The organism is Gelidibacter salicanalis (genome assembly GCF_007997285.1).
GTDB lineage: Bacteria > Bacteroidota > Bacteroidia > Flavobacteriales > Flavobacteriaceae > Gelidibacter > Gelidibacter salicanalis.
In genome coordinates this window covers 20,107-42,210 of record NZ_VORX01000010.1, presented here as the reverse complement: position 1 = coordinate 42,210, position 22,104 = coordinate 20,107, and the positions used below count along the sequence as shown (strand labels likewise).

Genomic DNA, 22,104 nt, shown 5'->3' with positions numbered 1-22,104 from the left:
ACATTTCCAAAAATACAGCTGATAGTGCTAACACCTTGATGCAAGTCGATTAAAACTGGACTCATCTCAAAATAGCATAATGAATAGCACGTATTTTTTATCGGATTAAGATTAATTCCGAAACGGTTAAATGTTAAAACGAAACACACCTACCTTATGACTTGAACTTTTAAAACATTATATGATGGACACAAATAAGAAAAAAAACAACTCAGAAAAGCACACCTACAATTCTGACATCACTGAGCACGACAAGGACATTTTAGGTGATAAAAACAGAAATTTGAGAACAGATGGTGGTGACGATGCCCTATTGGATGAGTCCAATAGATCGCAACCTGTAGATTTTGAGGGCACAGATTTAGATATACCCGGAAGAACCTTACCTGAAGACCGCTCTAGAAAGAAATTAAAAGACGAAGAGAATCAACTTTACAGTCAAGGTGGACCAGGAAACGACCATTTAGAAGAAACCGATCCTACGGAGATAGACTAAACAATAAGCAATGTGTTGCAGGCAAATAACTGGTATAGGCCTGCAACACATTTCATAATACGTTCTTTTAAACCCACCTATGCAATACGATACAAAAACAGTAACCGAATCGTTCATTAACTTTTACAATAATATAATAGACCAACTCCCGGGCATTGGCGTTGGAGTTTTAATTGTAGTGTTAGGATCTCTCATTGCCAAATGGATTGGACAATTTGCTCGAAAACGGATTTCGGCTAGAACCCATGATCCGTTAATGAGCAAGTTTTTAGGCCAAGCCATAAAATATGTTCTGATCATTTTTGCCATTATGATTGCTTTAAAATCTGCGGGTTTAGGTGGTATTGCCACCGCCATTTTAACCGCGGCTGGCGCTAGTGCGTTAGTTTTAGGATTTGCGTTTAAAGATATTGGCGAAAATTTTATTGCCGGAGTAATTTTGGCGTTTAATCGTCCTTTTGATGTGGATGATACCGTTGAGATTGGTGAGAATTTTGGAAAGGTCAAAAATTTAGAATTTAGGTATACCAAATTAAAAACGTTTGACGGAAAAGACGTGTACATTCCTAATAGCGATGTCCTGACCAAACCGGTAACCAATTTTACGGAAGATGGTTTCTTTAGATGGAACTTTATAATTGGTATTGCTTATGAAGACAATATTGTGGGCGCTAAACAGACCATAATGGATGCCTTGCGAAGAGAACCTAACGTTATAGAGGATGATGAACACGTCAATTTTGTGATTGAAGATGAATTGGCCACCAGTACGGTCAACCTCAAAGTCTTTTTTTGGGTCGATACCAAAGATTTTAGAAGAATGGCCTTAATCACCAAAGGAAATGTTGTAAGGAATGTGAAAGAAGCTTTAGAGGAAAATGGCTATTATCTACCTGCCGATATCCAGGAAATAAAATTGTATGGTGGCGAGAAAGGATTTCCAGTGCGTCTGGAACGTGATTCCTTAACTGATGAAAAAACACTCAAGTAATCAATACATAATTTGAACCGGGAGAACAGATGATTGTTTACACGACTCCTCATGGTAGATGAACACCCAAAAAATCAAATAAAAGCTTTACCCTTAACCCACAGATACTGTTGTGATAACAGGATTTATATGTTAAAATAATCAAAAATATGAGCGAGTATAACGTCTAGAAGGCATAGACGTCCGTACATATACTAAACCGATAAATTTAAAATTATGAAAAAAATTTCAATTGCAGTATTCACCGTCATGATGTTTACCTCATGTGTTTCTAAAAAGAAATATGTTGCCCTAGAGCAAGAAAACGGTCAAATTAAAAGCGAACTCACCAAAACAAGAGTAGAGAAAGAAGATCTTGAAGCTAAATTTGATGCGATTCAGGCAAGAGTTGATAGTTATAATAAAAAAATCAATTCATTAACAGAAGCAAACGATGCAATGCTTGTAAATGTTGATAACGTTGCGGTAATTTCCAATGACACTAAAAAAGCAATGCGTAAAACCTTGCGAAATGTTGATCAAGCGAAACTTTCTGAAGCAAAAACCTTGAAAGATTCAATGAATCTTGCTTTGTCCTATAATTTGAATAAGTCTATGGATAATCTTAATGAAGATGAAGATATCTCAATTGACATCAACGAAACTGTTGTGATGATTTCAATTTCTGATAAAATGTTATTTAACACTGCTAGTTATAAAGTGAGTAACAAAGCAAATGACATCTTGCAAAAATTGGCTAATGTGATCAATTCTGAACCAAGCGTTGAAGTGATGGTTGAAGGTCATACTGATGCCAGAAGCATCCGTACAAGTAAAATTGCAGACAACTGGGATTTAAGTGTATTGCGTGCCACGTCAGTAGTAAGAAAATTACAAGATGATTATGGTGTTGCTCCTGAAAAGATGATTGCAGCTGGTAGAAGTTCATTTAAGCCAATTGCTGAAAACGACACTAATGATAATAGATCGAAAAACAGAAGAACACGTATTGTGATTCTTCCAAACTTGGATAAATTCTTTGCCTTAATGGGTACAGAAGAATAATCCTAACGATTTATAATTAATTAATCCTCAAAAAAGACTGTTAGAAATGACAGTCTTTTTTATTTATAAATTGCTGATTAAATTAAATTTTGAGACAAAAAATTAAGTAATTTCGTAGAACTTAATTCATCTCAGCAACCCCTTGAAAAAGCACAATAGCTTACCTAAAAACTTTCTTTTTATCTCTCGTTGGGGAGAAATTCTAGACATCGCTTATGCCACAAAAAACGAAGGTCACGATGTTAAACTTTATATTGAGGACAAGCCATCGCGAGAAATTGGCACTGGCTTCGTTACAAAAGTTAGAGATTGGAAAAAACACGTAGATTGGGCGGACATTCTCATTTTTGACTACACTGGCTTTGGCAAGGAATGTACAGAATTACGCGCCGCTGGCAAAGTCGTATTTGGCGGAAGTGCCTATACAGATCTTCTTGAATTGGACCGCAACTACGGCCAAAAGGAACTTCAAAAACACAAAATAAAAACGCTACCCTTTAAAGAGTTTGTGAGCTTTCAAGATGCTATTGCCTACGTTGAAAAGAATCCGGATGCCTATGTGATCAAACCTTCAGGTGAAACACAAGAACTAAAGCAACTTTTATTTGTAGGAAGTGATGATGAAGGGCTTGACGTTATTCGCGTGTTAAAAGCTTATGATAAATCGTGGGGCGATGATTTTGGAAATTTTCAACTTCAAAAGAAAGTGAAAGGGGTAGAAATATCAGTTTCTGCTTTCTTTAACGGCAAAGAATTTATAAAACCCATAAATGTCACATTTGAACATAAAAAGCTTTTCCCAAAAGAATTGGGGGTATCTACAGGAGAAATGGGGTCCAGCATGTTTTGGGTAAACCAGTCCCCTGTTTTTGATGCCACCTTATTAAAATTTGAACCTTCTTTGGCCAAACAGAAATTTGTTGGCCACATTGATATCAATTGTATCGTAAATGGTAATGGCATATATCCACTGGAATTTACCTCGCGTTTTGGCTTTCCGCAAATATTCATTCAGCGAGCAGGAATCAATGAACCTATAGGAGAATTACTTTATAAAGTGGCCACAGGCCAAAACTTTAAAATTACGACAAAAAAAGGTTTTCAAGTTGGGGCATTTATAGTTGTGCCACCCTTTCCTTATAACGACAAAAAGACTTTTGAACTGTTTTCAAAGGATGCTGTAGTCGTGTTTCGTAAGGATCTTAAGGAAGGCATTCACCCCATGCATCTTAAGAAGGTTAATGAGGAATGGCTGATTACGGGAAACACTGGTATAGCCCTTTTAGTAACCGGAACTGGCATCACTATGAAAGATGCCCAAAAAATGATGAATAATCGAATCAGCAATGTTATTGTCAATAATGGGTATTACAGAACCGACATTGGCGATAGATGGTTTGAAGATTCAGACCGATTATGGTCTTGGGGTCTTTTATAATCTGAATCGCCACAAATTTTCTAACTTTATAACCATAATTTTGAAACGCATTAAACTTTAATCATGGAATCCCTCTCGTTTAGACAATTAAATTCAGAACCACAACAGTTCTTTGATATGTTACCTTCAGAATGGCAAAAAGAAATTGCGCCTTTTTGGAAAGATTATGAATCGGTAGCCAAAATTTATGTCATTGAAGAAGATGATGTAATTATTGGTGGGGGCATCATGTTTTCTGCTTGCCCGCCTAACTTTACTTATTTTGAAGATGAAGCCAATTATTGGTTCAGCAAAGACTATTTATACCTTGGCTTTATTTGGATTGCCAAACACAAGCGCAGTAACAATTTAGGCTCGTATTGGCTTAGTCAATTAAAGAAAGCCGAGTCTCACGAAAAATATTTCCTCTTAACTGAAGAGAATCGCTTGCACCAGTTTTACATTAAAAATGGATTTACCCGTATCAAATCATTAAAAAATGAAGATCATTTTGAGTGGTTGTATTTATCGGAAAATCAATCGTAAAAACTTCTAAATATCGAGCTTAAACTTTATAAATCAATACCAAAACGGCAACATTCAGCAATTAAAATCTCACCTTAAAAAATTAGCTTATACAGGATAACATAGGTATTTTTGCATAAAATTTAAATCACCATGTTTACACTGTTAAAGAGCTTCAAAATTGTTGCCGTTTTAGAAGGAATTTCCTACTTAGTATTGTTTGGCAACATGTTATTGGTAAAACCTTTCCAACCGGAAATTTACAAGACTTTACTTTACCCCATTGGTATGGCCCACGGGTTATTATTTATAGCCTATGTGCTTTTGGCACTTTTGGTAGGTTCTAAATTTAAATGGTCTTTTAAAACCTTGGGAATTGTATTGTTAGCTTCTTTAATACCTTTTGCAACATTCTACATTGAACGTAAATATTTAAACCGCACCGCCTAATGTCGGAATTCAGCCATATTTTTTGCGATTATTATCTTGAACTTGGACTGACTGACTGGTGGGCCACGTTGTTGAACATGCTCACCTTATTTCTCATTTTAGGGGTGATCATTTTCATATCAGATTTATTAACCCGAAAAATATTGGTTCAGGCGTTCAATAGGTTTGCCACACGCTCCAGCACTCAGTTCGATGATTTTTTAGTGAGTCATAAGGCACCGCGTAATTTAGCACATTTGGTGCCCTTGTTCTTAACCATTAAATTGTTTCCGGTCGTGTTTTATGACTTTCCAAAATTTCAGGCATTTTTCATTATCGTCCTGAAAGTATATGGTATTTTACTAACCATTTGGATTGTGCGTAGTGTGCTCAGAAGTTTAGAATCCTACTTTAAAACTTTGCCTCGCTTAAGAGATAAACCCATTGATAGTTATATTCAGGTCGTGATGCTCTTTGTTTGGGTTATCGGGGTTGCCTCTATTCTTGCAGCGCTTATTAACTTATCCTTTTTAAAGTTTTTCACCACCATTGGTGCCGCTTCCGCCATTTTATTATTGATTTTTAAGGATACCATATTAGGTTTCGTGGCAAGTATTCAGGTAGCCATTAACGATACTCTGAGAATTGGAGATTGGATTACCATGGATAAATATGGCGCGGATGGCGATGTCATTGAAATAAACCTGTCTACCGTACAAGTGCAAAACTTTGACATGACCATTACCAACATTCCAACCTATGCCATCATATCAGAATCGTTCAAAAATTGGCGCGGGATGCAATCTTCTGGAGGACGTCGTATCAAACGCTCTATTTTAATTAAATCAAAGAGTGTTCATTATTTAAAAGATGATGAAATAGAAAATCTTAAGAAAATCGAACTCATTTCAGCTTATTTGAGCACCAAACAAAAGGAATTGCTAGAGTACAACGCGTCTAATAATGTTGATAAAACAACCTTAATAAATGGTAGAAACCTGACCAACTTAGGAGTGTTCAGAAAATACATTCAAACCTATATAGAACGTCATTCTGGTATTAATAAAGAGATGACCATCATGGTACGGCAATTGGAACCCACTTCTCAAGGCATTCCATTGGAAGTATACGCCTTTAGTAGCGATAAGCGTTGGGTTAATTATGAATACATTATGTCAGATATCTTTGATCATGTTATTGCTGCCATTACCTACTTCGACTTAGAGTTGTTTGAATTAACGCCAACTCTGTTTAATACAGATAATTTCAAAACTCTTTAAATAATGAAGCAGCCTTATATCGATACGCGACATAAGGCTGCTTTAAAAAATTACAAAGCGTAGAAAAATCTAATTTCCAGATTGTTCCATCGCTTCTTTTTTCATTTTCTCATTTGCAATAATTGCCAACTCTACACGTCTGTTTTTAGCTCTTCCGTCTACAGTACTATTATCATATTTTGGTTGATTAGGACCATACCAGTTAGTTGTAAAACGACCAGAAGGAATGCCTTGATTGGACAAAAAAGAAGTTACTGCAGTTGCACGTTGCTTAGACAAGGTCATGTTAAAATTGTCTGGACCTGTACTATCTGTATGTCCTTCAATTAAGATATTAGTATCAGGATATTCCTTAAAGACATTCGCCAATTTTTTCAAGGTTTCAGATGATGCCGCATTGATCGTATATTTGTTTGTATCAAAATACACACCGCTTGTCTCATCAAATACTACATTAATCCCTTCACCAACACGTTCTACTTGAGCCCCTGGAATCTCCTCCTCAATACGCTCAGCTTGTCTATCCATTTTGTCACCAATAGCATTACCCGCAACACCTCCAACAACGGCACCAATAATAGCACCTAAAGCCGAATTGTTTTTGCTGCCCACGTTATTGCCAATAACACCACCTATTACAGCACCACTACCGGCGCCAATAACGGTTCCTTTTTGTTTATTGTTTGCGTTTCTAGTTGCGTCGCAACTTACTAATGCCATTACCATAAATAGTAATGCAATTGTTTTTATCGTATTTTTCATGTTTCTAAATTTATAAAGTTGTTCTTGTAAAGTTTAAATTAATATTAAAAGGTTTGCCTTCAAATTGAATAGTTTGTTTGATTTGCATACTATTTTCATCCAAGTATTTCAGGTTCATTCTATACCCTGCATCTTCTTGCAAGTCTTTATTTTTCTCATCGGTGAATTTCATTGTAAAATCGAAATTACCGCTGTTTTTTCCAATTTCATTGGCTGCCCATCTAAAATTTCTAACTCCCGTAGTACAGTCGGCGTTAATAATATTAAAGGTTCCCGTACTATTGTTAGATCTGAAAAACCATTGACTATCCTCAAAGCAGGAAGCCGTGGCATCGTTAAACAAGAGTGTATTGAAAGTTCCTGGTGTATCATAGGTTACAGAGTTGAGTACCCAGTTGCCATCAACGGTTTTACGCGCTGATTTTTCTACTTTTGATAAAGAGCACGACACAAAAAGTGTCGACACGAGAAGTATAATTCCTAATTTTTTCATTGTGATTAAGTTATAGTGGTTTATATTAAATATACGAATATTACTACATTGGGGTTGTTAAGGCTTTCCCATATTTTGTTATGGTATTTGAAAAAATTAAAGCAATCGATTTCTTACATATTCAATTTCTGTTTTTCCATGCGGAGCTGGTTTGCCATCCTGACCCAAATTCACCATAATAATATTGTCCACGGTGAGTATTGTTTCTCTAGTCATTTTATTTCGGGCCTCGCATTTTAAAGTCACAGAAGTGCCTCCAAATTTGACAACATCCATGCCAATTTCAATGATATCTCCCTGTTTGGCGGAACTCATAAAATTGATTTCAGAAATATATTTGGTTACGATTTTAGAATTTTCAAGTTGAATGACGGTATAGAGTGCTGCCTCTTCATCGATCCAAGCCAATAATTGACCTCCAAATAAGGTGCCGTTGGGATTTAGATCTTCAGGTTTTACCCATTTACGTGTATGAAATCTCATAAAAAAATTTAATTTGTTCTTATTATCTAAGTCGGATAAGCACTTAAAATAAGCCAAGACATATAAATGGTTGTCAGCTAAATTCGACTGTGCTTATTACCTACAAAGGTAGCACAGTTGCAATGGCAACCTTAATCATATTGAAATTTTTACTGACTATAATGCTATTTTATAGTTACCACGCCTATTTACAATTTTCGGTACTGCTAAAATGTGTTTAAAATAAGAGTGTTGTTAATAACGTAGTTAACAACATCTATAGCCCTTAACTTATATACAGGGCATTATGCATAAATTTAATTAAATCGAAAATTATGATAAATAGAACAGAAGATCTTCTGAAAATAAGACCTGGCATTTCAAGTGCTAGAATCTACGACACGATGAGCAGTGAGGAGCGATTTCAAAATGGCACTTTGAGACCTTTATTAAAGCTCCAAAACGACCTAATCATTGCGGTGTTTAAAAATTATATTGGGAAGCACAAAAATGTGTTTTATGATATATCTTTGCCGAAACAATTGGACTATATTGAAAATGCCATTAACAAAGATATGAAACTGAGAAATTCAATAAAAGGAATGATCATTGGTCAATTTACTATTGAAGAATACACCGTTTATACCGAAAATTCATCCGCGCTCAACAAGCGCATGATGAACCTTGTAAAGGAGCGTTTGGTTAGTCATATCCAACTCTTTAGGCCAGAAATGGCGCCCGTGCTATGAATTTAAAAAGTGATGTTCTACAAGCTTGTTATGATTATGCTAACAGACGAATTGCCAATTATAAAAATGAAATTGAAACTATTAAAGATTCCATAGAAAGCAATGACAAAGGAAACGGAAACGATGACGATTCCGGAAACGGTAAGTTGTTTAATGACTTGGAGAAAAATTCGCTCCATTTAATTGATGCCCAAAAAATGTTGGACAGTTTAAGAACCATTAGTGCGAAGTCCGTACACAGTTCTGTTTCCCTTGGGAGTTTGGTTAAAACGACGTCCAATCATTTCTTTATTTCCATTAGTGCTGGAAAAATTGATTTGGATGCCTTAAGTATTTTTGCAATTTCACCCAGCTCTCCTATTGGTTTACTTTTAAATAATAAAACCATTGGCGAAAAGGTTGAATTTAATGGCAACACGTTTACGATTACTGAAATTATATAAGTGACTCCCCATTGCTATTGGTGTTGAGCACATCACTCATATAATCAAAATATGGCCTGATGGCTATAAAAGATGCGTTGACATTCTCTAAAAAATTTGAAGACAGGATTTCTGCATCCGTATACGTTTTGGTGAATACAAACTGTTTTTTACGAATCAAATCAATGGCCTTATGTACTTTATCAAAACCTTTGGGAGCGGTTTTAAGCTCATCTCCCGTCAGTTCACCCCAAACGTTACGTAATTTTTTATTGCCGATAATGGCTCGAATGTCTGCGTCGTCCATTTCAAATTCTTTGCGAATTCTCAACAAATCCTCTTTGGAAGGATCCCAAAAACCCACCGCTATAAATGAGTTATTATCAGGTTGGATATGTAAGTAATAGCTCCCGCGTAATTCTGGCTTACGCCTCTGAAAAGAACCGCTAAAGTGGCTTTTATAAGGCAATTTATTTTTAGAAAATCGCACATCTCTGTGAATACGGAATATTTTAACCTGATCTACATCATCATGTACTTTTAATGCTTCAAATAGCCGATTAAAATTTTGTTTCGCGGCCATTTGAAGTTTTGTGAATTCATTTTTATGTTCATTAAACCAATCTCTGTTATTATTTACTTTTAAGTGTGCTAAAAACACTAATAAATCTTTGGAGAATGTACTTGATAAGGTCATAGAGAAGTAAATTTTAAGCGCAAAGTTAGCAAACAAATTTTCAATTGTTTAGCTGTCAGTTTGGTCAGGATTTTGATTGACCGTCAATTTATTATTAAATTGAAGTGTTCTAATTGGGAACGGAATGTTAATACCTTCTTTATCAAATGCTTTCTTTATCGCAATTATCGCTGTATTGGTGGCGTTAAGTTTATGGACATTTCTGGTGCCTTCAATCCAAAATCGGCATTTAAAATTTATAGAACTGTCTCCAAATTCGGTAAAAAAGAATTCTACAGGTTTCATGTCGTCAATTTTCTCAAAGCTAGCTTCTAAAGTCTTTTTAGTTAAGGATTCTACAAACTCCAAATCGGACTCGTAGCCCACCCCACAAGAGACTGTTACTCTAATAAACGGCGTCAACGAATAGTTTTTCATTGGCGTCTCGAGAATGGTCTTATTGGGAATTAACACCATGTTGTTATCCGATTCCTTTAAGGTGAAATTCTTTAAATTGATATCAATAATCTCACCAGCAAAGTCATTAGTTTCTACCCAATGTCCAATTTGAATTTTATCTCTAAATGAAATGACAATTCCTGAGATGGTATTGGATAAAGTACCTTGAAGAGCCAGACCAATTACCAATCCTAAAACACCTGCTCCGGTAATGAGTGAAGTTAGTGTTTGGGAAAGATTTAAAATTCCTAGAGCTAAAAACAATCCGACAAAGACTACAAAAATAGTGGTCAACCTGGCAATGATATTACTCACTGATTTTTGTTGTACACGACTCCCCACCAGTTTTAGGACAAGTTTGCTGACATATCTCGCCATGAAAAACGCTATTGTCATCACTATAATAGCCAACACTAAATTTGGAATATTCTCAATAATCGCATTCATCCAGCCCAACAACTTGTCCATGAGCGTGTCTAATGATTTGTTTAATTCATCTCTCATATAATTAATTTTAAAATTTAAAGGTTAATATCAATTGCGCTACGTATAGTTTAATTAAACTTATGAGGTTCAATACAGAAGCCAAATACTTCTGTTCAGCAGGCTTAAAGAACTCTTATGTTGTGTTTCAGTAAATAGTGTATCAATTGCTTTATGGTATAAAATAGGCGCGATTAAGTAAGTGGTAACCAGAAAAGTATTACAGCCATTTCTTTTTTCTGAAGTAGATTAACATCATCAAGAATATAAAGATCATAAAGCCCCACAAAATAAAATACGCATATTTATAATGTAATTCTGGGATGTAATCAAAATTCATCCCATAAATCCCTGCGATAAAAGTTAAAGGAATGAAAATGGTGGCGATTATGGTAAGCACCTTCATCACTTCGTTCATTTTATTGCTAATGATGGTCATGTACATATCCAGTAAACTCCAAACCATTTCTCGGTAAGATTCAATACTTTCATTGACATGCACAATATGGTCATATAAATCCCTTATAAAATTACGGGTTTTTTCATTGACAATAGGGTGCTCAATTTTTTCCAGTCGGTTGATGACTTCTCTTAATGGCATCACCGAGCGTCTGATTTTAAGCACCTCGCGTTTTAGAGCTTGAATGGTATTTGCTGTATGATCACTTTCTGCGTTGGCATCAAAAATATACTCTTCTATATCTTCAATCTTATCCCCAAAAGCTTCAATAACGGTCAGATAATTATCCACCACCGCATCCATGATGGCAAATGTCAAATAATCTGATCCCAAACTGCGGCTTCGACCTTTTCCTGAACTTATTCGGAGCCTTAAATCATCAAAAACGTCGCCGTCAGCTTCCTGAAAAGTTAACACATAATCGTCTCCCACAACGATACTCACTTGCTCGTAGACCAATTCTTCATCGTCTTTAAAATACAACATTTTTAGAACAATGAATAAATAATTATCAAACTCGTCCAACTTTGGCCGATGGTTAGTGTTCAGAATGTCTTCTAAGGTCAAAGGATGTAGGCCATAATGATGCGCCAACTTCTCAATTTCGGAGGTGTTATTAAGGCCATTAACATTAATCCAAGTAACTTTGTTATTTCCTTTTAAATGAAACGCGTCTTCTACCTTCTCCGTTTCAAATTTATGATAATCCTCCTTAGTATAATTTATAATATCGACGGCAGTAACGGTCGACTGCTTTTTACCGCGATAATGGGCAGAACCAGGGGAGCGATTGATTGTTTTATATGATTTTTTTTTCTTTTTAGATCTCATTAGATATCGATTTCTTTTGCACATCAATGGTTTAAAAATAACTTTTTTTTCTCTATAGTGTAGCTCAATTTGTGAATATAAAATTACTATCAATAATCTATAAGTTAGAACTTATAGAGGCCTATATTTGAAAAGTTCAATTAACGTTTGCTTTTTGACATTATTTTGTTTAATATGCGAGTTAAATACTTCAAACATTTAAATTCATGGGAAGACCACCTACAAGACCTATCAAATTTAGAGACGGTTTTTATATAGAAATCAGAAATAAAGGAAAAACTACAGGAATAAAAATCCATAGAGATACCAAAGAACACATGCTTCGAACGATCAAAGAGTATGAATTGACAAAGGAAGTCTACATCTTGGGCGAATCTAAAAATGGAAAATGGGTAAATAAAACGCCCGTACTTCATGTAGTAGATGAGGATTAATTCATCTCTTAAAACAGCCATTTAGAAATTCGTGCTATTCCTTACCAAAAAATTCATAAATTGTTGTGTTTTAAATCTCAAAACCGACAGTTTATGAATTTTACTAGTTTAAATAAGCCTCCAGTCTACTTTTGGGTGGTAAGCATTATTGCCTTTTTATGGAATGCTATTGGCGTCTACAACTACCTGGCACACGCTTTTATGAACGAAGCGCAACTGACAGAACTCTCAAAAACCGAGCAAACCATCTATACCGATTTGCCGACTTGGTATATTTCCGTATTTGCTATTGCGGTATTTGCCGGATTGTTAGGGTCTATTTCCCTACTCCTTCGCAAACGTTGGGCTTACGTTTTATTTATTGTCTCGTTCTTAGCAGTCGGCTTGCAGCAGTTTTACATCCTGACTGAAGTCAATCCAAGAGATATCTTTTTAAGCTTAGCCATCATGGTGATTTCAGTATTTCTAATTTGGTTTTCAAAACGTGCCGTGGCTAGAAAATGGCTGACCTAAAAAATTAAAATTTCAGATTAAAATTCATTCAAACGCCACACGATTCAGAATCAACCCGGATGCTGGTGCTATAAAATCCATTACTAAAGTACTGTTTGGCTTTAAACTTTCTGAAATATCGGTCAATGTGATATCGTGTCGACCAAGTTTTACCAGCGTACCCATCATGGTCCTGATTTGATTATAACCAAAGCCTTCCCCATGAACTTTTAAGAGATAAGACGCTTTAGGAAAAAAACTGGCGGTAATGAGTGTATTAGGAATAAGTTCACAATGTGCTACCGTTCTTGTGTACAAGCCTTTCTCAGATACTTTAGAGCAGTAACCTCTAAAATTATGTGTACCAATAAATAGCTCAGCGCCCTGCGCCATAAGGTCAATATCCAAAACATCTCTAAACGTGGTCATCAGGGAAGCGCAAAAGGGATGGGCTTTCTGCCCGTGCGCAAAAACGTATATATATTCCTTGATTTTAGCGTTTTGAATAACATTAAAATCCTTGTCTACAGCCTGCATCGCTACTGCTCGGACATCTTGTGGCAGGTAATAGTTGAACTGGGCAATAAAAATGTCAAAATTTAGGATGGGTTGTTCTACAAACAATTCAAAGGCGGTATTATTGGCGGATACCATAGCGTCTGTCCTTCCCACGGCCAACGACTTGAATTTAATCTCGCCCCCAAATACAAAATTTAAGGTTTTATCAATCATTAAATGAACCGTTTTTAGTTTGGGCTGCTTTTGCCAACCATGATAACGAAACCCTAAGTACTGTATATTGATCAGATAAAAATAGTTCATTTATTTTTTCTCCCGATTTTTGAGCACGCTCTCGATATCTTCCAATCTAAAGCCTTTAGCCTGGAGCAACATGAGGTAATGAAATAGCAAGTCCGCACTTTCATTTAAAAACAGGGTATCATTAGAATCTTTGGCTTCAATCACCACCTCTACCGCCTCTTCACCTACTTTTTGAGCTAATTTATTAATGCCTTTAGCAAACAATGATGCTACGTATGATTCTTCAGGTGTAGCGTTACTGCGACGTTCTTCTATGGTATTTTCCAAATGCGAAATAAATCCGAAATTAGGACTATTACGCTCATCCCAACAGGTGTCTGAGCCTTTATGACACGTGGGACCTTCGGGGTGCGCCTGAATCAACAAGGTATCTTGATCACAATCTAACTTGATGTCTACCACGTTTAGAAAATTTCCACTTTCTTCACCTTTAGTCCATAACCGCCCTTTGCTTCTACTATAAAATGTGACTTTTTTCAGGTCTTGGGTTATTTTAAACGAATCAGCATTCATATAACCCAGCATCAATACATTTTTGGTCGTAGCATCTTGAATGATGGCGGGAATTAATCCTTCAGTATTAAATTTTAAATTCATTGTTTTCTGTATTTTATTAAGCCATTCTTTTCTCTAATTCATACTAATTTCAAATGACAGATTCTTAAAAATGTGTATCATATGGACATCTTCTAAAGTCGCACTTCAATTTGATTGCGCTTTAAATTTTCTTTTAAATCTTTAATTTCTATCTCACCAAAATGAAACACACTTGCCGCCAGCGCCGCATCGGCTTTTCCTATTAGAAAGGTATCTACAAAATGCTGTATGGTTCCGGCACCTCCCGAAGCAATAATCGGGATGTTCAATTCAGATGACAATCTTGACAAGGCTGTATTGGCAAATCCATCTTTAGTACCATCATGGTCCATGGAAGTAAATAAGAGCTCTCCCGCGCCTCTTGCCTCTACTTCTTTTGCCCAATCAAAAAGATTTAGTTGGGCTGGCACGCTGCCACCTGCCAAGTGCACGATCCATTGGCCGTCAATTTGCTTGGCATCAATGGCAACGACAACACATTGGCTGCCAAATTTGCTGGACAATTCATTAATTAACGCTGGACGTTTAATGGCTGAAGAGTTGATGGAAACTTTATCAGCACCAGATCTTAAAAGCACATCTACATCTTCCACTGATGCGATTCCGCCGCCCACCGTAAAGGGAATATTTACTTGTTCGGCAACTTTTAATACCATATCTAAAGTCGTTTTTCGCCCCTCTAAAGTGGCTGAAATATCTAAAAACACAAGTTCATCTGCACCTTTTTCAGCATATTGTTTCGCTAAAACCACAGGATCTCCAGCATCAATTAGGTTGATAAAATTAACCCCTTTAACGGTACGACCGTTTTTAATATCCAAACACGGAATGATTCGTTTTGTAAGCATCTGTTAGTTACATTTTATAAGAATTGCTCCAATTCCTGAAGGCTTATCTTGTTTTCATAAATAGCCTTTCCGATAATCACACCTTCGCAGCCCATTTGCTGAAGTTTTGGAAGTTCATCAATATGCGAAATCCCCCCAGAAGCAATTAATTTTATAGATTGACCAGAACTGCTATTAGAACATTCTTCGATAATATTCTTGTACAAATCAAAGGACGGGCCTTCTAGCATGCCATCTTTTGCAATATCCGTACAGATGACGTATTGCACTTTCCGGCGTTGGTAATTTTTAATGAAAGGAATCACATCTAGACTGCTTTCCTCCTGCCATCCGCTAATTGCGATTTTTCCGTTGTTACAATCTGCTCCTAAAATAATTTTAGCCGAGCCATATTGCGCTAACCAGGACTCGAAGGTCCGATGGTCATTCACCGCAATACTTCCTCCAGTAACCTGTTTGGCGCCAGAATTAAAAGCAATATGCAAATCTTCATTCGATTTAAGTCCACCACCAAAATCGATTTTTAAACCAGTTTTAGAAGCAATTTGCTCCAAAACCTTGTAATTGACAATATGCTGGGCCTTTGCACCGTCCAAATCGACCAAATGCAGATATTCAATACCTGAAGCTTCAAATTGCTTAGCGACTTCTAGCGGATTTTCATTGTATATTTTTTTAGTGTTATAATCGCCTTTGGTTAAACGCACGCATTTTCCGTCTATAATATCTATTGCTGGTATTATTCTCATGTTATAATTTTAAAAAATTCTTCAATATCTGCGCGCCTTCAGTACTACTTTTTTCGGGGTGGAATTGCACCCCATAAAAATTATCTTTTCTGAGCGCAGAACTGTATTTTAAGTCGTAATCCGTCTGGGCAATTGTATGCTCGCAAAGCTCAGCATAATAACTGTGCACAAGGTACATATAAGCTTCATTTTTTATGCCTTCAAAAAGATTGGATTCCAAATTGAGGATGGTGTTCCAGCCCATTTGGGGCACTTTGACGGTATTAGAAAAACGCTTGACCTCTACATTAAACACGCCAAGACCTTTGGTATTCCCTTCTTCTGTACTGCGACACAACAATTGCATTCCCAAACAAATGCCAAGTACAGGTTGTTTAAGCTGCGGAATAAGGTTGTCCAATCCTGAAGTTTTGAGCATATTCATCGCATTACGCGCTTGCCCGACCCCAGGAAAAATCACCTTATCCGCTGCTGTAATGACCTCTGGATCTTTGCTTAATAGCGGTTCGAATCCTAACCGATTACAAGCAAATTGAACGCTTTTGGTATTTCCCGCACCATAATCTATGATAACTACCTTCATATATTCATTATAAAATGCGTTTTAGCGCTTAAATTTCTTATAACCATGCTGTTGTTTTTTTACTAATCTACAGTACCCCTTTGGTGGACGGCAGAATCATTTTTTCCAGATCGCGCTTAATGGCCATTTTTATTGATTTGGCAAAAGCTTTGAAAATTGCTTCAATTTTATGGTGTTCATTATCGCCTTCAGCCTTGATATTCAAATTACATTTTGCCCCATCCGTTAAGGATTTAAAAAAATGGAAAAACATTTCGGTAGGCATTTTACCAATCATTTCACGCTTAAATTCCGCCTCCCAAACCAACCAATTCCGACCGCCAAAATCAATTGCAGCTTGCGCTAAACAGTCGTCCATGGGCAAACAGAAACCATAGCGTTCAACACCCAATTTATTGCCTAAGGCCTTTGCGAAAACTTCACCCAAAGCTATGCCAGTATCCTCAATTGTATGGTGTTCATCTACTTCAAGGTCACCTTTTACTTTAACATCTAAATCCAATTGACCGTGACGCGCAATCTGATCTAACATGTGGTCAAAAAAAGCAATTCCTGTATCTATCCTACTCTTACCAGTTCCATCTAAATTCAGTTGGATGGCAATTTTGGTCTCGTTGGTATTGCGTTCCAAACTCGCGGTCCGATCTTCTGTTTTTAAGTAGTTATAAATCGTTTCCCAGTCTGTTGAAGCCAGTCCAATATACTTACGTAATTCTTCTGTAGAGGGTTCATTTTCCGTGAGCGCATTCATATAAATCCCTTTCGCTCCCAAGTTTTTGGCCAATTCAACATCTGTTAACCGATCTCCGATAACAAAGGAATTTTCCAAATCATAATCTTCTGTCAGATAATTGTGCAGCAATCCTGTTCTTGGTTTGCGAGTGGGCGCATTGTCCTCTTCAAACGAGCGATCTATGTATTGCGCTTTAAAATTGATGCCTTCCGACTGAAAGGCTTGGACCATAAAATTATGAACCGGCCAAAATGTGTCTTCAGGAAATGAGTCGGTGCCCAAACCATCTTGGTTGGTGACCATGACCAATTCATAATCTAATTCGCGCGCAATTCGCCCTAAATACTGAAACACTTTAGGATAAAACTGGAGTTTCTCAAAACTGTCAATTTGATAATCTTTGGGTTCTAAAATGATAGTGCCATCGCGATCTATAAATAAAACTTTTTTCTTCATGATGATGTTTTTATAAGCTCTTTAAGGTTTCAATTAAATGTGTATTTTCTTTTGTGGTACCCACGGTAAGACGCAAACAATTGTCACAAAGTGGTTGGCTCGTTCTGTTGCGAATTACGATGCCATGATCAATTAATTGTTGGTAACGTTTATTGGCATCATCAACTTTGATCATGATGAAATTGGCATCAGAAAGATAAATGTTCTTCACGAAATTGACATCCTCTAAAGCTTTACTTAAAACTTTCCTTTCTTCTAATAAACAGCCTATTTCGGTTTCAAAAAGTCTACTATTTTTAAATCCTTCAATAGCTCTTTTTTGAGTCAGGGTGTTGACATTATACGGGGGTTTAATTTTGTTTAAGGTGGCTATTATTTCTGATGATGCAAAGCACATTCCCAAACGAATGCCCGCCATGCCATATGCCTTTGACAAGGTTTGGGTGACGACCAAATTAGGAAATTCCTGAAGTCTGGACACCCAACTTTTATCACTTGAAAAATCGATATAAGCTTCATCAATAACCACTATTCCTTTGAAATCGTTCAACAAACCTTCGATTGTGGACACTTTAAAACTATTACCTGTAGGATTATTTGGTGAGCATAAAAAAAGAATCTTACTATTTGCATCCGCCGTTTCTAAAATCTTTGCGGTTTGCGGCTGAAATTCTTCTGCTGATAAATTAACCTTTAAGGTTTTTACTGCATTGATATTTGCCAACACCTCGTACATACCATAGGTAGGCGGAAGAATAACGATATTATCTACATTTGGCTCACAGAACATCCGGATCAACAAATCCAGAACTTCATCACTTCCGTTGCCTAACAAAATATTGGCGACAGGTACATTTTTCAATTCAGAGAGTACGGATTTCAATGCGGTCTGTTGGGGGTCTGGATACCGATTGATGCCATTATCAAAAGGATTTTCATTGGCATCGAGGAAAATTAAATCTTCCTTTTCCCCTTTAAATTCGTCTCGCGCCGAGGAATACGGCTTTAAAGCTTGTATCGTCGGTCTTATTAAGTGTTGTATGCTCATTTTGCCAAATCATTTAATCGGATAGAGACCGCATTCTTATGTGCTTGCAAACCCTCGGCATCCGCCATGAGTTCAATGGTTTTGCCTATAGTTTTTAAGCCTTCTTTGCTAATTTTTTGAAAGGTCATACTTTTAGAAAAACTGTCTAAATTAACCCCTGAGTACGCTTTGGAGTAGCCGTTTGTTGGCAGGGTGTGATTGGTGCCAGAAGCATAATCTCCCGCACTTTCTGGGGTATAATTTCCAACAAATACAGAGCCTGCATTACGTATACCTTCTAAAAAAAAGATCTCGTTTTGAGTACATACAATAAAATGTTCGGGTCCGTAAGCATTAATAAAATCTAAAGCATCTTGATCATCTCCTATTAAAATCAATTTAGAATTGTCAATGGCTTTTTGTGCCATAGCTTGTCTTGGCAGTGCGGTCAATTGCTGTTGGATTTCTAATTCGACCGCTGTTAGCAGGGCCTCAGAATTGGAGACTAAAATAACTTGACTATCGGCACCATGCTCAGCCTGACTTAGCAAATCTGAGGCAACGTAAGCAGGATTTGCACTGTCATCCGCGACAACCAGCAACTCACTCGGTCCTGCTGGCATATCAATCGCGACTCCATATTTTGTGGCCAATTGTTTTGCTACGGTGACAAACTGATTTCCTGGGCCAAAAATTTTATATACCTGCGGGATGGTATCAGTGCCAAAAGTCATGGCTGCAATCGCTTGTATCCCTCCTACTTTATAAATTTTTGTGACTCCGCACAATTGTGCAGCGAATAAAATTTCATTGGCAATCACACCATTTTTATTGGGTGGCGTACAAAGAATAATCTCTTTACAGCCCGCAAGTTGTGCAGGCACTGCTAACATTAACACCGTTGAAAAGAGCGGTGCAGTTCCTCCCGGAATGTACAAACCTATTCTTTCAATAGCACGTTTTTCTTGCCAACACATGACGCCAGGCATGGTTTCTATCTCAATTTTACCGGTTTTCTGAGCACTATGAAAAGTTTCGATATTTTGTTTGGCAACTTGAATTGCTGATTTTAAATCTTCAGAAACTTTTTGAGCTGCATTTGTGATTTCTGTATTGGTTACAGTGGTGAGCTCAGCATCTGTGCCGTCAAAAAGCGAGGTGTACTTTTGCACTGCCACATCGCCATTTCTTTGGACATCATCAAAAATCTGAACCACGGTCTCTTCGATGCTTTCTAGGGATTGGGTTGGTCTTTTAATTAAATCCGCCCAAGCTGATCTATCAGGGTTTTTTATAATTTTCATTGCGTTGATATTATGTTCGTGTCCATCTTTTATTTCAAGCTTGACTCGAAGGTTGAATTTTTCTGAACTTTATTATTTTAAATTTATACCACCATATTTTCGATGGGACAAACTAAAATTCCTTCAGCCCCATTTGCTTTCAGATCATCAATGACATCCCAAAATTCATTTTTGGTAATTACGGAATGAATGGAGCTCCAGCCTTCTTGCGCCAAGGGCAACACGGTTGGACTACGCATGCCGGGCAGGACACTGATGATTTTATCGAGCTTGTCATTGGGAGCGTTTAAAAGGACATATTTAGACTGTCTCCCTTTTAAAACCGATTGAAACCGGAATTGTAAGCGTTTTAATATAGCTTCATCAGAAGCGGAAATTAATGGTGATGCTGCCAATACGGCCTCAGACTTCAATAGCACTTCCACCTCCTTTAAATTGTTTTTAAACAAGGTGCTTCCACTGGACACTATATCGACGATTGCATCAGCGAGCCCAATATTAGGAGCAATCTCTACAGAGCCATTAATTATGTGCAGTTGAGCTGAGATCTTGTTTTTCTCCAAGAATTGGTTTACGGTGTTGGGATAGGATGTAGCTATTCGTTTACCTTCTAAATCCTTAAAAGATTTGTATTTGAAGGATTTAGGTACGGCAATAGAAACTTTACAGGTAGAAAATCCTAATTTTTCAACAACGGATATATCATTGCCTTTTTCTACTAGAATATTCTCACCTATAATGGCTGCATCCACCACGCCGTCTCTAAGGTATTGCGGGATATCGCCATTACGAAGATAAAAGACTTCCAAGGGAAAATTCTTGGCAGACGCTTTTAATTGGTCTTTACCATTGTCTATTGAAATGCCTACATCGCTGAGGAGCTTCATGGAATCGTCGTGTAGACGACCCGATTTTTGTACTGCTATTTTTAATTTACTCATTGTAGTGCCCACTAAGGTGGGTGTCTTTTTAGTTAAACTTAAGTGTTGTCTGAGTAAACCTGTTGGTGAGATTTCTAAATAAATAGAAACAAAAAAACCGCTTGAGTTACTCAAACGGTTTTAAAATATGTTGACTTTATTCAATACATCTTCAGTTCGCTTAAGTGCAAATATGATGATGGTGATGATGTGATTGAATAAACTTCATGTTCTTCTTATGTTTTACAAATGTCGTAAAATAAATTTTATAAATCCTAATGATAGAATGAAAAAATTTAAAAGAATTTTCAATACCTACACTATCAGGCTTTTACTTTATTGATTACCTAAAATTACAGGCAATCCCGAATCTCCTGAACCAATAACAATAACTTTGCTATTAGTAGATTGAGATAATTTAACGGTGGCTTCAATACCTTTATCCTGAAGAATTTTGTCAGTTAAGGATGCGCTCAAAATTCTGTTGGCATCCGCTTTACCTTGAGCTTCAATAATTACTTTCTCTGCTTCTTTAGCCGCGGTAACCAATCGGAATTCATATTCTAACGATTCTTGCTCTTGCTTTAATTTGCGTTCAATTGCGTCTTTAATTGTTGGAGGCAAAGTGACGTCGCGCACTAAAATATCAATCAGTTGAATGTATTGATCATCGACATAATTTTTAGTTTCTTCAAAAATCTCAGATTGAATAGCATCTCTTTTACTAGAGTACAATTGCTCTGGGGTGTAACGCCCAACAACACTTCTTGCTGCTGATCTTACAGCTGGCAATAAGATACGCTCTTTATACATTTCACTTTTTTCTTGATGTAATTTTCCTAAATTTTCATATTCAGGTTGAAACCAAATAGATGCGTCCAATTTGATATCCAATCCATTTGAAGATAAAGCGCTCATCTTTTCAAAAATTTCTTGCTGTCTTACTTCGTAAATAAATACCTTGTTCCAAGGTGCTACTACGTGAAATCCTTCACCAAGTGCTGGTTCATCAGTCACTACACCACCTCCAAAAGTTTTATACAACACCCCTGCTTGTCCTGAATCGACAGTAACTGCTGATTTAGCAATGATAATAATTAAAATAATTGCACCAATAATAACAGGTAATGCGATCTTAGGTAATTTTTCCATAAATAATA

Annotated in this window: 27 protein-coding genes; 11 read left to right on the top strand and 16 right to left on the bottom strand. The window is 36.7% G+C overall.

Annotated elements, in window-relative coordinates:
* The first annotated feature begins 181 nt into the window (after window positions 1-181).
* The 7 genes from ES711_RS15215 (at window position 182) to ES711_RS15185 (ending at window position 6,182) form a co-directional block, all read left to right on the top strand.
* Complete coding sequence (locus ES711_RS15215) at window positions 182-496, top strand: hypothetical protein (RefSeq protein ID WP_246139216.1); 315 nt, start codon at window positions 182-184, stop codon at window positions 494-496.
* 79 nt (window positions 497-575) lie between these two features.
* Window positions 576-1,487: a mechanosensitive ion channel family protein gene (locus tag ES711_RS15210; RefSeq protein WP_146894168.1), complete on the top strand. Its 912-nt coding sequence runs from the start codon at window positions 576-578 to the stop codon at window positions 1,485-1,487.
* A gap of 216 nt (window positions 1,488-1,703) precedes the next feature.
* Window positions 1,704-2,531, top strand: coding sequence for an OmpA/MotB family protein (locus ES711_RS15205; protein ID WP_146894167.1), 828 nt, complete (start codon window positions 1,704-1,706; stop codon window positions 2,529-2,531).
* A gap of 142 nt (window positions 2,532-2,673) precedes the next feature.
* The gene (locus ES711_RS15200) at window positions 2,674-3,969 is read left to right on the top strand and encodes a phosphoribosylamine--glycine ligase (protein ID WP_146894166.1); all 1,296 of its coding nucleotides are present in this window, start codon (window positions 2,674-2,676) and stop codon (window positions 3,967-3,969) included.
* A 63-nt stretch (window positions 3,970-4,032) separates the two neighbouring features.
* Window positions 4,033-4,494: a GNAT family N-acetyltransferase gene (locus ES711_RS15195; protein ID WP_146894165.1), complete on the top strand. Its 462-nt coding sequence runs from the start codon at window positions 4,033-4,035 to the stop codon at window positions 4,492-4,494.
* Window positions 4,495-4,635: 141 nt separating this feature from the next.
* Window positions 4,636-4,923 carry a DUF3817 domain-containing protein gene (locus ES711_RS15190; protein ID WP_146894218.1) on the top strand — a complete coding sequence of 96 codons (288 nt, stop codon included), beginning with the start codon at window positions 4,636-4,638 and terminating at the stop codon, window positions 4,921-4,923.
* Window positions 4,923-6,182: a mechanosensitive ion channel family protein gene (locus tag ES711_RS15185; protein WP_146894164.1), complete on the top strand. Its 1,260-nt coding sequence runs from the start codon at window positions 4,923-4,925 to the stop codon at window positions 6,180-6,182. Before ES711_RS15190 ends, ES711_RS15185 begins: the two co-directional genes overlap by 1 nt.
* Window positions 6,183-6,251: 69 nt before the next feature.
* On the opposite strand, the gene ES711_RS15180 is transcribed toward ES711_RS15185, so the two are convergent.
* The 3 genes from ES711_RS15180 to ES711_RS15170 form a co-directional block, all read right to left on the bottom strand.
* Window positions 6,252-6,944, bottom strand: coding sequence for an OmpA family protein (locus ES711_RS15180; RefSeq protein ID WP_146894163.1), 693 nt, complete (start codon window positions 6,942-6,944; stop codon window positions 6,252-6,254).
* Window positions 6,945-6,954: 10 nt separating this feature from the next.
* On the bottom strand, window positions 6,955-7,437 hold the full coding sequence (locus ES711_RS15175; protein ID WP_146894162.1) for a lipocalin family protein: 483 nt from the start codon (window positions 7,435-7,437) through the stop codon (window positions 6,955-6,957).
* 96 nt (window positions 7,438-7,533) lie between these two features.
* On the bottom strand, window positions 7,534-7,920 hold the full coding sequence (locus tag ES711_RS15170; RefSeq protein ID WP_146894161.1) for an acyl-CoA thioesterase: 387 nt from the start codon (window positions 7,918-7,920) through the stop codon (window positions 7,534-7,536).
* A 314-nt stretch (window positions 7,921-8,234) separates the two neighbouring features.
* Here ES711_RS15170 and ES711_RS15165 point away from each other — a divergent pair, with 314 nt between their 5' ends.
* Complete coding sequence (locus ES711_RS15165; protein ID WP_146894160.1) at window positions 8,235-8,648, top strand: glyoxalase; 414 nt, start codon at window positions 8,235-8,237, stop codon at window positions 8,646-8,648.
* Window positions 8,645-9,091: a hypothetical protein gene (locus ES711_RS15160; RefSeq protein ID WP_146894159.1), complete on the top strand. Its 447-nt coding sequence runs from the start codon at window positions 8,645-8,647 to the stop codon at window positions 9,089-9,091. The genes ES711_RS15165 and ES711_RS15160 overlap by 4 nt, the downstream gene beginning before the upstream one ends.
* On the opposite strand, the gene ES711_RS15155 is transcribed toward ES711_RS15160, so the two are convergent.
* The 3 genes from ES711_RS15155 to corA form a co-directional block, all read right to left on the bottom strand.
* Window positions 9,084-9,767 (bottom strand): DUF2461 domain-containing protein, encoded by a 684-nt coding sequence (locus ES711_RS15155; protein WP_146894158.1) that lies wholly within the window; start codon window positions 9,765-9,767, stop codon window positions 9,084-9,086. The genes ES711_RS15160 and ES711_RS15155 overlap by 8 nt on opposite strands.
* Window positions 9,768-9,815: 48 nt before the next feature.
* The gene (locus ES711_RS15150; RefSeq protein WP_146894157.1) at window positions 9,816-10,709 is read right to left on the bottom strand and encodes a mechanosensitive ion channel family protein; all 894 of its coding nucleotides are present in this window, start codon (window positions 10,707-10,709) and stop codon (window positions 9,816-9,818) included.
* A gap of 199 nt (window positions 10,710-10,908) precedes the next feature.
* Window positions 10,909-11,979, bottom strand: coding sequence for a magnesium/cobalt transporter CorA (gene corA, locus ES711_RS15145; protein ID WP_246139215.1), 1,071 nt, complete (start codon window positions 11,977-11,979; stop codon window positions 10,909-10,911).
* 206 nt (window positions 11,980-12,185) lie between these two features.
* On the opposite strand from corA, the gene ES711_RS15140 reads away from it, so the two are divergent.
* Window positions 12,186-12,413, top strand: a complete 228-nt coding sequence (locus ES711_RS15140; protein WP_146894155.1) for a hypothetical protein — start codon at window positions 12,186-12,188, stop codon at window positions 12,411-12,413.
* Window positions 12,414-12,506: 93 nt separating this feature from the next.
* Complete coding sequence (locus ES711_RS15135; RefSeq protein ID WP_146894154.1) at window positions 12,507-12,926, top strand: hypothetical protein; 420 nt, start codon at window positions 12,507-12,509, stop codon at window positions 12,924-12,926.
* A 24-nt stretch (window positions 12,927-12,950) separates the two neighbouring features.
* Here the strand turns inward: ES711_RS15135 and ES711_RS15130 are convergent, their stop codons facing one another.
* The 10 genes from ES711_RS15130 to ES711_RS15085 all read right to left on the bottom strand — a co-directional run bounded on the left by ES711_RS15130 (window position 12,951) and on the right by ES711_RS15085 (window position 22,096).
* Window positions 12,951-13,727, bottom strand: a complete 777-nt coding sequence (locus ES711_RS15130) for a tRNA pseudouridine synthase A (RefSeq protein ID WP_146894153.1) — start codon at window positions 13,725-13,727, stop codon at window positions 12,951-12,953.
* Window positions 13,728-14,324: a bifunctional phosphoribosyl-AMP cyclohydrolase/phosphoribosyl-ATP diphosphatase HisIE gene (gene hisIE / locus ES711_RS15125; RefSeq protein WP_146894152.1), complete on the bottom strand. Its 597-nt coding sequence runs from the start codon at window positions 14,322-14,324 to the stop codon at window positions 13,728-13,730.
* A 92-nt stretch (window positions 14,325-14,416) separates the two neighbouring features.
* Entirely contained in the window at window positions 14,417-15,172 is a 756-nt protein-coding gene (gene hisF, locus ES711_RS15120) for an imidazole glycerol phosphate synthase subunit HisF (RefSeq protein WP_146894151.1), read from the bottom strand.
* 14 nt (window positions 15,173-15,186) lie between these two features.
* Window positions 15,187-15,921 carry a 1-(5-phosphoribosyl)-5-[(5-phosphoribosylamino)methylideneamino]imidazole-4-carboxamide isomerase gene (gene hisA / locus ES711_RS15115; protein ID WP_146894150.1) on the bottom strand — a complete coding sequence of 245 codons (735 nt, stop codon included), beginning with the start codon at window positions 15,919-15,921 and terminating at the stop codon, window positions 15,187-15,189.
* Window position 15,922: 1 nt separating this feature from the next.
* Window positions 15,923-16,504 carry an imidazole glycerol phosphate synthase subunit HisH gene (gene hisH, locus ES711_RS15110; protein ID WP_146894149.1) on the bottom strand — a complete coding sequence of 194 codons (582 nt, stop codon included), beginning with the start codon at window positions 16,502-16,504 and terminating at the stop codon, window positions 15,923-15,925.
* A gap of 67 nt (window positions 16,505-16,571) precedes the next feature.
* Window positions 16,572-17,693, bottom strand: coding sequence for a bifunctional histidinol-phosphatase/imidazoleglycerol-phosphate dehydratase HisB (hisB, locus tag ES711_RS15105; protein ID WP_146894148.1), 1,122 nt, complete (start codon window positions 17,691-17,693; stop codon window positions 16,572-16,574).
* Window positions 17,694-17,703: 10 nt separating this feature from the next.
* Complete coding sequence (hisC, locus tag ES711_RS15100; RefSeq protein WP_146894147.1) at window positions 17,704-18,741, bottom strand: histidinol-phosphate transaminase; 1,038 nt, start codon at window positions 18,739-18,741, stop codon at window positions 17,704-17,706.
* Window positions 18,738-20,024 (bottom strand): histidinol dehydrogenase, encoded by a 1,287-nt coding sequence (gene hisD / locus ES711_RS15095; RefSeq protein ID WP_146894146.1) that lies wholly within the window; start codon window positions 20,022-20,024, stop codon window positions 18,738-18,740. The genes hisC and hisD overlap by 4 nt, the downstream gene beginning before the upstream one ends.
* Before the next feature lie 83 nt (window positions 20,025-20,107).
* Window positions 20,108-20,965, bottom strand: coding sequence for an ATP phosphoribosyltransferase (gene hisG / locus ES711_RS15090; protein ID WP_146894145.1), 858 nt, complete (start codon window positions 20,963-20,965; stop codon window positions 20,108-20,110).
* A 315-nt stretch (window positions 20,966-21,280) separates the two neighbouring features.
* A complete protein-coding gene (locus ES711_RS15085) occupies window positions 21,281-22,096 on the bottom strand; it encodes a prohibitin family protein (RefSeq protein WP_146894144.1) in 816 nt (271 codons plus the stop codon).
* Window positions 22,097-22,104: the final 8 nt, after the last annotated feature.

Excerpts from the sequence above, each read along its gene's own strand:
- ES711_RS15180 (WP_146894163.1), bottom strand. The coding sequence starts at position 6,944 with ATGAAAAATACGATAAAAACAATTGCATTACTATTTATGGTAATGGCA.
- ES711_RS15175 (WP_146894162.1), bottom strand. The coding sequence starts at position 7,437 with ATGAAAAAATTAGGAATTATACTTCTCGTGTCGACACTTTTTGTGTCG.
- ES711_RS15130 (WP_146894153.1), bottom strand. The coding sequence starts at position 13,727 with ATGAACTATTTTTATCTGATCAATATACAGTACTTAGGGTTTCGTTAT.
- ES711_RS15155 (WP_146894158.1), bottom strand. The coding sequence starts at position 9,767 with ATGACCTTATCAAGTACATTCTCCAAAGATTTATTAGTGTTTTTAGCA.
- ES711_RS15205 (WP_146894167.1), top strand. The coding sequence starts at position 1,704 with ATGAAAAAAATTTCAATTGCAGTATTCACCGTCATGATGTTTACCTCA.
- hisB (WP_146894148.1), bottom strand. The coding sequence starts at position 17,693 with ATGAAGAAAAAAGTTTTATTTATAGATCGCGATGGCACTATCATTTTA.
- ES711_RS15160 (WP_146894159.1), top strand. The coding sequence starts at position 8,645 with ATGAATTTAAAAAGTGATGTTCTACAAGCTTGTTATGATTATGCTAAC.
- corA (WP_246139215.1), bottom strand. The coding sequence starts at position 11,979 with ATGAGATCTAAAAAGAAAAAAAAATCATATAAAACAATCAATCGCTCC.
- hisH (WP_146894149.1), bottom strand. The coding sequence starts at position 16,504 with ATGAAGGTAGTTATCATAGATTATGGTGCGGGAAATACCAAAAGCGTT.
- ES711_RS15085 (WP_146894144.1), bottom strand. The coding sequence starts at position 22,096 with ATGGAAAAATTACCTAAGATCGCATTACCTGTTATTATTGGTGCAATT.
- ES711_RS15170 (WP_146894161.1), bottom strand. The coding sequence starts at position 7,920 with ATGAGATTTCATACACGTAAATGGGTAAAACCTGAAGATCTAAATCCC.
- hisF (WP_146894151.1), bottom strand. The coding sequence starts at position 15,172 with ATGCTTACAAAACGAATCATTCCGTGTTTGGATATTAAAAACGGTCGT.
- hisD (WP_146894146.1), bottom strand. The coding sequence starts at position 20,024 with ATGAAAATTATAAAAAACCCTGATAGATCAGCTTGGGCGGATTTAATT.
- ES711_RS15215 (WP_246139216.1), top strand. The coding sequence starts at position 182 with ATGATGGACACAAATAAGAAAAAAAACAACTCAGAAAAGCACACCTAC.
- ES711_RS15150 (WP_146894157.1), bottom strand. The coding sequence starts at position 10,709 with ATGAGAGATGAATTAAACAAATCATTAGACACGCTCATGGACAAGTTG.
- ES711_RS15195 (WP_146894165.1), top strand. The coding sequence starts at position 4,033 with ATGGAATCCCTCTCGTTTAGACAATTAAATTCAGAACCACAACAGTTC.
- ES711_RS15140 (WP_146894155.1), top strand. The coding sequence starts at position 12,186 with ATGGGAAGACCACCTACAAGACCTATCAAATTTAGAGACGGTTTTTAT.
- ES711_RS15165 (WP_146894160.1), top strand. The coding sequence starts at position 8,235 with ATGATAAATAGAACAGAAGATCTTCTGAAAATAAGACCTGGCATTTCA.
- ES711_RS15210 (WP_146894168.1), top strand. The coding sequence starts at position 576 with ATGCAATACGATACAAAAACAGTAACCGAATCGTTCATTAACTTTTAC.
- hisG (WP_146894145.1), bottom strand. The coding sequence starts at position 20,965 with ATGAGTAAATTAAAAATAGCAGTACAAAAATCGGGTCGTCTACACGAC.
- ES711_RS15185 (WP_146894164.1), top strand. The coding sequence starts at position 4,923 with ATGTCGGAATTCAGCCATATTTTTTGCGATTATTATCTTGAACTTGGA.
- hisC (WP_146894147.1), bottom strand. The coding sequence starts at position 18,741 with ATGAGCATACAACACTTAATAAGACCGACGATACAAGCTTTAAAGCCG.
- hisIE (WP_146894152.1), bottom strand. The coding sequence starts at position 14,324 with ATGAATTTAAAATTTAATACTGAAGGATTAATTCCCGCCATCATTCAA.
- hisA (WP_146894150.1), bottom strand. The coding sequence starts at position 15,921 with ATGAGAATAATACCAGCAATAGATATTATAGACGGAAAATGCGTGCGT.
- ES711_RS15135 (WP_146894154.1), top strand. The coding sequence starts at position 12,507 with ATGAATTTTACTAGTTTAAATAAGCCTCCAGTCTACTTTTGGGTGGTA.